The 13,156-nt window shown below is 38.7% G+C and carries 10 protein-coding genes and 1 other annotated feature; of the genes, 2 read left to right on the plus strand and 8 right to left on the minus strand.

The window, feature by feature from the left end; all coding sequences use genetic code 11:
• Positions 1-39: 39 nt before the first annotated feature.
• Positions 40-1,308, minus strand: a complete 1,269-nt coding sequence (gene hisS / locus AC6BKE_RS23285) for a histidine--tRNA ligase (RefSeq protein ID WP_058844051.1) — start codon at positions 1,306-1,308, stop codon at positions 40-42.
• A gap of 254 nt (positions 1,309-1,562) precedes the next feature.
• Positions 1,563-1,805: a binding site (T-box leader), on the minus strand.
• 164 nt (positions 1,806-1,969) lie between these two features.
• Here hisS and AC6BKE_RS23290 point away from each other — a divergent pair.
• Positions 1,970-3,553 (plus strand): N-acetylmuramoyl-L-alanine amidase family protein, encoded by a 1,584-nt coding sequence (locus tag AC6BKE_RS23290; protein WP_101966511.1) that lies wholly within the window; start codon positions 1,970-1,972, stop codon positions 3,551-3,553.
• A 491-nt stretch (positions 3,554-4,044) separates the two neighbouring features.
• Here AC6BKE_RS23290 and AC6BKE_RS23295 read toward each other — a convergent pair whose 3' ends face one another.
• Positions 4,045-5,451: a YfcC family protein gene (locus AC6BKE_RS23295; RefSeq protein ID WP_058845150.1), complete on the minus strand. Its 1,407-nt coding sequence runs from the start codon at positions 5,449-5,451 to the stop codon at positions 4,045-4,047.
• Between the two features lie 128 nt (positions 5,452-5,579).
• Positions 5,580-5,723 (minus strand): hypothetical protein, encoded by a 144-nt coding sequence (locus AC6BKE_RS23300; protein WP_157492983.1) that lies wholly within the window; start codon positions 5,721-5,723, stop codon positions 5,580-5,582.
• A gap of 290 nt (positions 5,724-6,013) precedes the next feature.
• On the opposite strand from AC6BKE_RS23300, the gene AC6BKE_RS23305 reads away from it, so the two are divergent.
• Positions 6,014-7,369 (plus strand): lytic polysaccharide monooxygenase, encoded by a 1,356-nt coding sequence (locus AC6BKE_RS23305; protein ID WP_499858151.1) that lies wholly within the window; start codon positions 6,014-6,016, stop codon positions 7,367-7,369.
• Between the two features lie 336 nt (positions 7,370-7,705).
• Here the strand turns inward: AC6BKE_RS23305 and AC6BKE_RS23310 are convergent, their stop codons facing one another.
• The 5 genes from AC6BKE_RS23310 to AC6BKE_RS23330 all read right to left on the minus strand — a co-directional run bounded on the left by AC6BKE_RS23310 (position 7,706) and on the right by AC6BKE_RS23330 (position 13,156).
• Positions 7,706-8,806 (minus strand): alpha/beta hydrolase, encoded by a 1,101-nt coding sequence (locus AC6BKE_RS23310; protein WP_499858152.1) that lies wholly within the window; start codon positions 8,804-8,806, stop codon positions 7,706-7,708.
• 272 nt (positions 8,807-9,078) lie between these two features.
• Entirely contained in the window at positions 9,079-9,294 is a 216-nt protein-coding gene (locus AC6BKE_RS23315) for a DUF2642 domain-containing protein (protein ID WP_036124402.1), read from the minus strand.
• A gap of 71 nt (positions 9,295-9,365) precedes the next feature.
• Positions 9,366-9,806, minus strand: a complete 441-nt coding sequence (dtd, locus tag AC6BKE_RS23320; RefSeq protein WP_342503570.1) for a D-aminoacyl-tRNA deacylase — start codon at positions 9,804-9,806, stop codon at positions 9,366-9,368.
• Between the two features lie 35 nt (positions 9,807-9,841).
• The gene (locus AC6BKE_RS23325; protein WP_036124404.1) at positions 9,842-12,037 is read right to left on the minus strand and encodes a RelA/SpoT family protein; all 2,196 of its coding nucleotides are present in this window, start codon (positions 12,035-12,037) and stop codon (positions 9,842-9,844) included.
• 204 nt (positions 12,038-12,241) lie between these two features.
• Complete coding sequence (locus AC6BKE_RS23330) at positions 12,242-13,156, minus strand: pseudouridine-5'-phosphate glycosidase (protein WP_058845311.1); 915 nt, start codon at positions 13,154-13,156, stop codon at positions 12,242-12,244.

Genomic DNA, 13,156 nt, shown 5'->3' on the forward strand with positions numbered 1-13,156 from the left:
AATTTATGTAGCATCTACTAGCAATGCCCTGTATCTACTTTAAGATTGTTGTGATAAATAATTCACTAGCTCTGAGAATGCCACTTTGTGCTGTTCACCAGATTCCATATGTTTCACGGCAGCTGCTTGCTCTTCAAGCTCTGTTTCGCCAAGAACGATTGTGTATTTTGCACCTAGACGATCCGCTGATTTCATTTGGGCTTTCATTTTACGATCTAAATAATCCATTTCTGTCGCAAGACCCTTTGCACGGAAAGTACTAGTTAGCTCTACAGCCTTTTGCTTGGCTTCAGCGTCCATTGCGATAATATAAACATCTAGTCCTGAAGCGGTATCTAATTCAACGCCCTCTGCTTCAAGTGCTAATAATAAACGCTCAATACTTAATGCAAAACCAATACCTGGTACATCTGGACCGCCAATTTCTTGCACTAGCCCATTGTAGCGTCCGCCTCCACATAGTGTTGTAATCGCACCAAAGCCAGCTGCTGTAGACATAATTTCAAATGTTGTGTGATTGTAATAATCAAGCCCACGTACAAGATTTGGATCCACCTCATAAGAAATGCCCAATGTATCTAAATACGATTTCACCTGACTGAAATAAGCAGCTGACTCCTCTGTTAAGAAATCAGTTAACGCTGGAGCCGTTTGCATTAATGGGTGTTCACGATCCACCTTACAATCTAAAATTCGTAATGGATTTTTTTGCAAACGATTTTGACAGTCAGAGCAAAACTCTTGAATATGTGGCTCAAAATGCTGTAACAAGGCTGTACGGTGAGTATTACGCGTTTCTTTATCACCCAGTGAATTAATCACTAGTTTTAAATCCTTTAAGCCAGCTGATTCATAAACATCCATCGCAAGAGCAATGACTTCCGCATCAATTGCAGGATCTGCTGAACCAATGGCCTCTACTCCAAACTGTACAAATTGACGATAACGCCCAGCCTGTTGACGCTCATAGCGGAACATTGGTCCTAAGTAAGAAAGCTTAACGGGCTGATCTGGAGCACCAAACATTTTATGTTCTACGTAGGCACGTACGACACCAGCCGTATTTTCCGGACGTAATGTTAGTGAACGTCCCCCGCGATCCTCAAATGTATACATTTCCTTTTGCACAACATCCGTTGTTTCACCAACACCACGCGCAAACAAATCCGTTTGCTCGAAAATCGGTGTGCGAATTTCGTTATAACGATAAACACGACAAATATCACGAATAATCGCTTCAACCTTTTGCCATTTTTCAGATTGACCTGGCAAAATATCTTGTGTCCCTCGTGGCACTTTAAAACTCATGTAAATCCCTCCTATATCGATTGCTTATGATAGAGCAGCTGTCATTCTACTTGGGGCGGAGGCATGCTTCGATTGAGCAGTTTTCATTCAGGTTGGAGTTTGGTTACACCTTCAAAGAGCGGTCTTCACTTTGATTAGAGCAGGTTCGCAATTTTGATGAGCAGACTCACCACCTAAAACCGAACCCATCCCTTTTCTCAAAAGAATCTCGCAGTTTTTTCGAACAACAAAAAAGCCCCCGTCACCTTGCCATAGCAAGGGACGAGAGCTGTATAAGCTTCCGCGGTTCCACCCTAGTTGACACAATTAATTACATGTGTCCTCCTCGTAATCGGATAACGGCCGATTCCGTTTTTTCCTACTAAGCACTGCTTTTCAGAAAAAAGCCTCTCAAGTGTTATTCGCGTGATACATTTTTGTAGGAAAGATTGCAGCCTAAGTCTTTCCCTCTCTGTTCCAATAGAGGTATACGCTACTTGCTTGGTCATAAGCGATTAATCATTTTTCGATTACCCTTTATGTTAGTCACTAGCCATGCCAATGTCAACTGTTTTTGTATTTTTCATAGGGCTATAATGAAAATAACAAATTCCGTTACCATTTTACCACGAATTTTATGACAAAAGCATGGTAAAATAGCACAAGGAATAGGAGGAATCTGATGAGGACAAAAATTTTACATAGTATAATCATATTCGTACTAATGGTAACGATTGCGATGCCAAATAAGAACTTTGTTCAAAGAGCTTCCGCTGACACCAGTGATCTAAAAGTCGCTGGAACGATTCTTCATTTGCGTGAGGGTCCTGGATTATCATATCCCATTATTACGACATTAGAAGAAGGTGATCCTTTAACCTCTATCGGTCGTGAAGGTGATTGGATTCAAGTAAAAGCAGGTAACTATGAGGGCTGGGTTGCTTCATGGCTGACGGCTCCTACAAGTGCTAAACAGGCCATCGATAAATCCGTCATCTCACAAGTTGACCGTTTAAATATACGAACAGATCCAGATATTTCTTCAGCTGTTCTTGGTCAACTTTCTACAGGCAACCAAGCCAACCTCATTGAAGAAAATGCTGAATGGGCAAAAATTGATTGGAATGGACTTACGGGATGGGTTTCAAAGGATTATGTCACGATTAATGATAATCCTAAAAAAGAAAAGGAACCTAAAGATGATGCCGTAGAAGTAACGACAACTACAACACCTGTTAACAAGGACACAACCTTTACTATTTTAGTAGACGTCCTCAATGTTCGTAAAAAACCAGACTTGAATGCTAAAAAAATCGGCACTGCGAAAAAAGGTCAAGCCTTTAAAGTAATTGCACATGAACATAATTGGGTACAAATTCAGTACAATGATAAAAAAACAGGCTGGGTTTATAGCTTTTATGGTACTTTCTCCAATAAAGTTAAAAGTACATCCAAAACTTCCTCTTCCAAAGAGTTGGAATCCGTTACCATAATCTATAATGGGACAAACTTACGAACAGATGCCTCAACAGCAGCTGAAGTGGTCGAACGGGTAGATGCTGGCTTAAATTATCCAATTGTCGGCGTAAAAAATGATTTTTATGAAATTCAATTAGATGAAGATCAAACAGCATTTGTTGCAAACTGGGTTGTAACAACAAGTTCTAATAAAACGATGATTCCTCAAAAGGAAAAAGAAGAGCCTCGTAAAAAAGGGACGTTAAGTGGGTTAACAATAGTTGTTGATGCTGGCCATGGGGGAAATGATCATGGCACAACGGGTCAACGTGGTACAGAGGAAAAAGGCATTACGCTGAAAACAGCTACTATGCTTGCATCCAAGCTAAGTGCGGCTGGCGCCAATGTAGTCATGACGAGGGAATCCGATGAATATGTGGCATTGCGTAAGCGTGTATCAATTGCCCATCAATATGAAGCAGATGCCTTTATTAGTCTCCATTATGATGCAACAGACGATAGTTCTATTAACGGCTTCACCTCCTATTATATGAATAGTAATCAAAAAGGGCTTGCTGAAGCGATTCATGATGGACTATCAAGTAAATTAGAGTTAAGAGATCGTGGCACACAACAAGGTAACTATTTAGTACTACGAGAAAATCGTCAAAAAGCAGTCCTTATTGAGTTAGGCTTCTTAAGTAATTCAAGTGAAGAGCGTGTCATCACCACAGCGAAGTTCCGTGAACAGGCGACTCTCGGTATTTATCAAGGAATTCTCAACTACTTTAATGAGCAAGAGGAATAATGAAAAAAGATCATGTCAAAGGCAGAAAAAGCAACTTTGCAAGGGGAGGGGGAGATTTCCGTTCCGCCAGCGTCCTTTCCAGGGGGCGTCCGATGAGCCGCTTCACTCACTTACGCTCGCTCCAGGGTCTCATCTGTGACGCTAAATCCCCTAGGAGTGACGCTGGCTCCACTCCAATCAACCATTCTGCAAAGAGTCTTTACTTTTTTTCATAGTAATATAGCGATTAAATAGCCCATTATTTGTATTCTTAGAGGGAATAAGCTCTTATTTTTAATGTAGAGAAGTGATGCGTGACAACACCTCTCCATAAAGAGCAGTAAAGACCTTCACTTTATTTGAAAACCTTCACTAAAAAGGTAACACTTTTGTAGGTTGGAATGGAGTCAAGTAGCCTGCAACGGAAATCCATTTCTACCTTCCAATTGACTGTTTTGTTTTTCAACACTAAGAAAAAAGCTGCGGATGCTATCCACAGCTTTTTTCACGTATTAAGAAACCCCTATTGCTACCGCAGCAATTAACGCCAGGCATGCAATCACTGCCCAGCCAAGAATCATCTTCCAAATGAATTTGATCCACTTTTCATAGGGAATGCCTGCAACCGCTAAATAGGCCATTAAGGCAGATGAAGTAGGAATAATAGAGTTCGTTAAGGAATCACCATATTGGAAGGCTAATACAGCCACTTGTCGTTCTAACCCTAATAAATCGGTAATTGGAATCATAATCGGCATTGTTGCGGCTGCCTGTCCACTACCAGATGAAATAAATAAATTTAACAGTGCTTGAATAAATAACATACCGATTGCACTGATAGCATGTGGTAAATGCCCAATTGTTTCCGATGCCGCATAAACGATAGTATCGATAATTTTCCCTTGCTCTAAAACAACCGTAATCGCACGGGCAAAACCTACAATTAAAGCACCGAATGTTACAGCCTTCGCTCCTTCAATGAAGGAATCAAAAATAGTTGCAGGTTTCAACCCACCAATTAGCCCTGCAATTAACCCCATAATTAAAAAGGAGGCGGTTAACTGTGTTAAGAACCAGCCCCAATTAAATACACCATAAATATTAAAGCCAATTCCACAAGCCATCACAATAAATACAAATTTATGCTTTCCTGTTAATGTAGGAATGTCAATAACGGATACATTAGATTTAGCCTTTTGCTCGATGTCGTAAATAACACTTGCCTGTGGATTCTTTTTCACCTTAAAGGCATAGCGAGATACATAGAAAATAGCAAAACCTAACACAAAAACATAGACAACTGCACGGAAGCCGATCCCAGAGAATAACGGTACATCTGCTAATGATTGTGCAACACCCACCGTAAAGGGATTAAGCATCCCTCCAAAAAATCCACTGGCCGCTCCAAGTGTGATCATGGCAGTCCCTGTCACAGCATCGAAGCCCATCGCACGCGCAATTGCTACACCAATCGGTACGAAAATAATTGTTTCTTCGGCCATCCCCATTGTAAAACCACCAACAGAGAATAAAATCATTGATAATGGGATAAGTAATTTTTCTCTTCCCTCTAAAGCTTTTACCCCTTTATAAACACCAGCTTCAATGGCACCCGTGGAACGAATAATCCCAAAAACACCACTGACTAAGAAAATGTAGAAAATAATTTGAGCCCCTTTTTCAAGACCCATTGGAATAGCTGTAAACATTTCGAAAAATGAAACTGGATCACTCTCAATATGATGATAGCTTCCATCTACAACGAGCATTCGCCCTTCCTTATCCTCTATTCGTTCAAACTCACCTGCTGGAATAATATAGCTTGCAATACCCGCTAAAAAAATAATAGCAAAAATAATGGTATATGTATGAGGTACTTTCAGCCAGCTTCTTTTCTTTACACCTTGTTCATTTTCCATGACATCACCCTCCTTTTAATCAATTTAGACATTTGCATTATATTGTCGCTATATGTCGTTAATTGAAAATAAATATACATGAGTTCAAATTTATTGTAAAGTATTAATTTTCTATTATTTCAGAAATTCTATTTATTTGTTGCCATAGCAAGCTTTCTCAGACGACCCTGCTGATAAGGATGCTTATCCTCTGCTAGCATAAAATATTCATACTCGATTAATTGGATAATTATGCGTTCAGCAGAGCGCCGTAACTTGAGTATTGTGACCAAGGTTAACAACTTCTATAGCTACATTTCACGAATGAGAAGAGTAACTGTACGTAAATTGACAAATTTTAATAGATTTGAAGATTTTATTATAATACCTAATTATTTTTAATAGAAAACAATCCTCTAAAGTAAGATATTCACCTAATTAAGGTCTATATACTCATTAATTTTGCAACAAAAGTTATTTGCACAACAAAACTATTATCCTATAAAAACAGACTTTGAATAATTTTCAATATATTGCTATCATACTAGTTGCTATCCAATTCCAACAAAAGGAGACTATTTATATGAATACTAAATTCACAAAAAAATTAAGTAAAAAGGGAATAAGCGCTGCCATATTAGCAGCTGGAATCATGGGTATTTCAATGGCACCAAATGCATATGCCCATGGGTTTGTTGAAAAACCAGCTAGCCGAGCTGCTTTATGTAGTCAAAATTATGGAGCACTTAATTTAATGTGCGGAAACATAATGTATGAGCCACAGAGTTTAGAGGCACCTAAGGGATTTCCACAAAGTGGGCCGGCTGATGGAAAAATCGCATCTGCTGGAGGTCTGTTTGGTGGCATACTCGATCAACAAACCGCTGATCGTTGGTTTAAGAACACGATTACAGGAGGTTCAAATACTTTTACATGGAAGTATACAGCGCCACATTTGACAAGCAAATGGCACTATTATATTACTAAAAAGGGATGGAATCCAAATAAACCATTAAACCGTGCTGACCTTGAGCTAATTGCAACTGTAGAACATAATGGTTCTGCTGCATCGAATAATTTAACTCATACAATTAACGTGCCAACTGATCGTAGTGGTTACCACATTATTCTAGCTGTTTGGGATGTAGCTGATACTTCAAATGCATTCTATAATGTAATCGACGTTAATTTAGTGAATAATGGAAATGTAGATATAGAAGCTCCAACTCAGCCAAATGGATTACATACTACGAAAGTTACTTCAAACAGTGCCGAGCTAAAATGGAGTCCTTCTACAGACAATGTGAGTGTAAAAGAATATCAGATATTACGTGATAATAAAGTAGTTGGAGTGGTACCAGGAACAACATTCACAGATAAAAATTTAAAACCGACTACCAAGTATACATATACGGTAAAGGCAGTGGATGCAGCTGGGAATGTTTCTAATGAAAGTGAATCGATAGTTGTAGAGACAATGCATACAGCTCCAGATACAGAAGCACCAACGCAACCGACTGCACTTCACACAATGGGCGTAACATCTTCAAGTGCAGACTTAATGTGGAGTGCATCAGAGGATAATGTAGCAGTTGACCATTATGTTATATATCAAGGAACACAAGCAGATCAAATGTCTGTTGTTGGAACATCAAAAACTACATCATTTATGGACATGAATCTCCAATCGAATACAACATATATGTATGCAGTAACTGCAGTGGATGCGGCTGGAAATGAATCAATTAAAAGTTCCATTTTAACTGTGACTACAAAAGATCTAGGGGCTTCTTATGAGCAATGGAGTCCATTTAAGGCGTACACAAAAGGAGATAAGGTTGAGTACCAAGGAAAGATTTATGTAGCCGTTCAAAGCTATCAAGGATACGGAGATCCAAATTGGATAAACGCATTGTCTTTATGGAAAGAAATTGAGTAAAGTCCTAGTATGAGATTGCAGTGATTGAAAAGATCCTTTTAAATCAACAATAGTTTTATTTCAATAGATAATAGCTATCAATTCATTTTAGAAGTTAAATAAATTCATACAAAGGCCATCGAGAAGTCGCTCTCGATGGCTTTTGTCATTTTTCTCTCTTTATTTTCCAACATTTAGTAAAACTTTGCCGTATCCAACCCCTGCATGGAGAGGAAGCGGAGAGGCGCTCGCCTACAGAAAAGCAAGTAGTCCATGCATGTGTATATACTAATTCAATCGCTTGCATTATTGATTCTGCTTCCACAAGTTACAATTAACAAAAGTAAAAAAGACACATTATAAGGAATTGAAAACCTTTTTTACCCATTCAAGAAACTCTCTCATATAGTGTTCCTGCTTAAAGCCATGATTCTGACCTTCTACTACAACTTCAGTAATATCCGCATCTGCTACTCGTGCAGATTGAATATATTCTTGTGGCCCTTTTACCCCAACAGCTAAATCATTCGTCCCATAAGCAATAAACTGAGGTATATTTGCTGTGCTAAAATGTTTAGATAAATCTGTCTGATTCAAAAGCTCTTCACGCACTTCTGGACTTCTTACATCTTCATCTTTAAAAGAAGCAAAGAGCATAGGCACATTATAGCGATAGGTCAATGCTGGATAAATCATAGCTGCAGAGACTACTTGATCATCGACTGCATCGATGTCATCAAGCTGATAACTATCAGGAAACAGATTTTTCCCCTGAATGAGATTAATAAAGCTACCGGTTTGAAAACCACCCGCGCTAAAACCGATCAATCCAATTTTATCTGGATGAATACCATAATCATTTGCATGATAACGTAGATAACGGACAGCCCGCTGAACATCCAATTGGGGAATAGGCCATTCATATGGGTTAGAACGATAGTGTAGAACGAATGCATTGATACCTGCCTTATTTAATGATTCAGCTACTTCTTTTCCTTCAGCAGTTCCACCATCCATTTCCTTAAAGCCATAGCCACCTCCTGGAATAATAATGATGGCACTGTCACTGTTTGACCTCGTATAAGGAATCAGATATGGTTCATCTTCATAGGTAGATTTTTCATAGCCTCCTACAATTTCATGGACATATGTAAAGGTATCAATTGCAGCTTCATTGTCTTTATATTCTTCTCCCACAATACTAGTAGAAAATTTGAATGTTGCTAAGAGTCTGTTAGGATTACCCTTAATATTCATATCGTCTAGCTTACTTCCAGAATGATTTCCTGCAACTTCTTCTCCCCAAATTTCAACTTTGTGCTCAATATCCGCAACTGGCTTGCCTAGTTTATTCCCAAATGGATTAATCTCAAGAATAGCGTATCCACCCCCTATAAACAAAGCGAAAATAGCTAGAATTATTCCCACTATCTTGGCTATTTTCTTCATTATGTTCATAATATATAACCTCCTTTAAACCTATTCATGACAGTATTAAATAGTATATTAGCAGCCATTACTACTTGTTTCTTAGTTGAGTATAATTCTAGTCGCTTTATGACCGATTTCACAAGAGACATACCAAAAGTGTCTTTCTCCATGAACGATCCCTGCTTCTGCCCTCAAACCAATATAAACTCAATATTCTAATAATTAAATTTGCTCATTATACCTTAAAATATAAAAAAGAACCTTCTATCATCTTTTATGATTCGAAGGTTCGTACTTCATCAATTTTTTGTAGTTTCCAATGTAACCCATACAATTTCCTCCATTCGAATGAAGAAAGGGGTACGATTCATCTCAAGGATCATATGGTCAGGTAGTATGGATAATAAAATACCTTTTTGCATCGTTTTTTCTGTTTGCACCACTACTGCCTGGCCAATCATCATGTTAAGTGTTTCGTATAAATATGGATTAGATCTACTCCCTATCTGCGTCAAGTTCAAGACACTCCTTCCTATAAAACTAACCATACTCATTAGTATATGAAGGATTTATAGGAAATGTTCCATTATTTTGATTCTAGAAGTATTGTTACTGGACCATCGTTGATTAGTGCAACATCCATCATTGCACCAAAAATACCTGTTTCCACATGTAAGCCGAGCTCACGCAATGCTTGATTAAAAGCTTCCCACAGCGGTTCGGCTACTTCTGGTCTAGCTGCACTGATGAAACTAGGACGATTTCCCTTTTTTGCATCCCCATACAATGTAAATTGTGAGACGGATAAAATTGCGCCTCCATGCTCTTGGATCGAATGATTCATTTTTCCTTCCGCATCTTCCCAAAGGCGTAAATTTGCTACTTTTTTCGCTAAATAAGCGACATCCTCATGTGTATCCTCATGTGTAATACCTACTAGAAGAACATAGCCATTATCAATCGCTCCTGTGACAGCTCCGTCAACCGTTACAGAAGCAGCTTTACTGCGCTGTAATACTACTTTCATGCATTAAAACCCCAATTCTATGTTGTTGCCAATCATTAATTGATGACACGCTGCACTGAATAAATATCAGGTGTTTGTTTAATCCGCTCAACAACCTTATGCAAATGTGAAATGTTTGAAATGGAAATCGTTAAATGAATTGTTGCCATTTTATCACGATCAGCACGACCACTGACTGCTAAAATATTTGTTTTTGTTTCACTAACAATTTGCATAATTTCATTTAAAATACCAGGTCGATCAAAGGCTGACACTTCGATATCCACTGGATATTCTTTTTTCTCAGGGATGATTCCATGCTCCCATTCCACTTCAATTAAACGTTCTTGCTCATCCTCAATTTGAATATTTGGACAGTCTGCACGGTGTACAGAAACACCTCTACCTTTTGTAATAAAGCCTACAATCTCATCACCAGGTACAGGCGTACAACAACGAGAAAGTCGAATAAGCATATTATCAATGCCCTTGACGATGACACCCGATTCCGTTCGTTTTTGCGGAATTGGATTTTTCATTTTTTGTTCAATTTTCTCTAAAGCTTCTTCCTGCTCACGCTCTTTACGACGTTTTTCTGCTAAACGATTAACCACTTGCTGTGCAGTAATGCCATTCACTCCTACTGCTGCATACAAGTCCTCCTCATTCGTATAGTTGAATTTATCACATACACGTTTGAGGTTTTCTGATGACATCGTTTCCTTTAAATCGAAATCCTGAGCACGAATTTCCTTTTCAATCATTTCTTTCCCTTTGATGATATTCTCTTCACGCAAATGTCGTTTAAAGAATTGCTTAATCTTATTTTTCGCCTGTGAGGATTGTGCTATTTTTAGCCAATCGCGGCTCGGACCAAAGGATTGCTTAGATGTTAAAATTTCAATGATATCGCCGGTTTTCAGTGGTGTATCAAGCGGCACCATTTTCCCATTGACTTTTGCCCCAATCGTACGATTTCCGACCTCTGAATGGACACGATAGGCAAAATCGATGGGCACAGAACCCGCTGGCAATTCGATGACATCGCCTTCAGGTGTAAATACGTAGACCATATCAGAAAATAAATCAAATTTTAAGGATTCCATAAATTCTTCGGCATTAGAAGATTCATTTTGGAATTCTAAAATCTCACGGAACCATGTTAATTTTTGATCGACATTTTGCTTTTGATGATCAACATTTTTGCCCTCTTTATACGCCCAGTGTGCCGCAATCCCGTACTCTGCAATTTTGTGCATTTCCTTCGTACGAATCTGAACCTCTAATGGATCACCATAGGGTCCAATAACGGTCGTGTGTAAGGACTGATACAGGTTTTGTTTTGGCATGGCAATATAGTCTTTAAAGCGCCCTGGCATCGGTTTCCAGAGTGTATGCACAATCCCTAAAACCGCATAGCAATCTTTAATACTATCGACAAGTACACGTATGGCTAATAAATCATAAATTTCATTAAATTGTTTCTTTTGGAGCACCATTTTTCGATAAATACTGTAAATATGCTTTGGACGACCATAGATATCTGCTTCAATTTCAACCTCATTAAGCTGTGACTTCATCTCAGCCATGACATTCTCTAAATAAGCCTCACGCTCATCACGCTTTTTCTTCATCAAACTGACAATACGATAATATTGTTGTGGGTTTAAATAGCGAAGTGCTGTATCTTCAAGCTCCCATTTTACAGTCGAGATTCCCAGACGATGTGCAAGTGGTGCAAAAATTTCTAGCGTCTCTTTCGATATACGTCGCTGCTTTTCAGCAGGTAAATGCTTTAACGTACGCATATTATGGAGACGGTCTGCTAGCTTAATTAAGATGACACGAATATCCTGTGCCATAGCTACAAACATTTTTCGATGATTCTCTGCTTGCTGCGCCTCTTTTGATAAATATTTAATTTTCCCTAGCTTTGTCACACCATCAACAAGCACGGCTACTTCTTCGCCAAATTCCCGTACCAAATCATCCCGCGTAAAATCCGTATCTTCGACAACATCATGTAAAAAACCTGCCGCTACTGTTTCCGGGTCCATTTGTAATTCAGCTAGAATACCTGCCACTTGTACTGGGTGAATGATATAAGGTTCACCAGAGCTACGGAATTGCTCAATATGGGCATCCCTTGCTAATTCATATGCTTTTTTCACGAATGTGACATTTTCATCATTCATGTAGGATTTGACTAACTCAAAAACGTCCTCAGGAGTCAAAATTTGCTCTTTCGCCATAACATGTCCACCTTGCTCGTCAAATTTTTCAGATTAGATATAAACTTAATTGTATAAAATTTTGTAGCCTATTGTAAAGAGACTGTGTCATTTAGTTTAGTTAATCTCGTGAACAGTTCGAAAAATGGAAAAAATACTCTTCTTTTTAATGAAAAAGACCCTTTGCGACAGGATGTCACAAAGGGTTCTTGTTTCGACAAATGATTAGTGTAATTGATTGTAGGCAACAGCAATTTTTGCGCCAACGACTGCATTGTTTTTCACTAATGCAATGTTCGCATCAAGACTTTTACCTTCTGTTAATTCTTTTACTTTACCAAGTAAGAATGGTGTAACGTTTTTACCTTGAATACCATTCTCTTCAGCTTCAGCTAAAGCTTTTTCAATAATGTTTGTAATAAATGTATGATCTAATGCTTCAGCTTCTGGAATTGGGTTGGCAATGACAGCGCCACCTTTTAACCCTAATTGCCATTTCGCAGATAGCATTGCTGCAATCTCCTCTGGTGTATCAAGCTGGAAGTTGACATCGAAACCACTTTGACGTGTGTAGAATGCTGGTAATTCATCTGTACCATAACCAACTACTGGTACCCCTTTTGTTTCAAGGTATTCTAATGTAAGACCAATATCTAGAATAGATTTTGCACCCGCGCAAATAACAGCCACATTAGTTTGTGCTAATTCTTCTAAGTCAGCAGAGACATCCATTGTTGTTTCAGCACCACGGTGTACACCACCAATACCACCTGTTACAAAGATTTCAATGTCTGCAAGTTCAGCACAGATCATTGTAGCTGCAACTGTTGTCGCACCTAATTTTTTTGTTGCAAGTAAGTAGCCTAAGTCACGACGTGAAGCTTTTGCAACGCCTTGTGAATTTCCAAACATCTCTAGCTCTTCATCTGATAAACCGATTTTGATTTTGCCATCTATTAAGGCAATGGTTGCAGGTACTGCACCATTATCGCGAATAATTTGCTCAACTTCACGCGCAGTTTTCACATTTTGTGGATATGGCATACCGTGTGAAATGATTGTAGATTCTAATGCCACGATTGGTAGACCTTTTGCTTGTCCTGCTTTTACTTCTTCTGATAATACGATGAATTCTTTCAT

This window comes from Lysinibacillus sp. COL-1, from assembly GCF_059814265.1.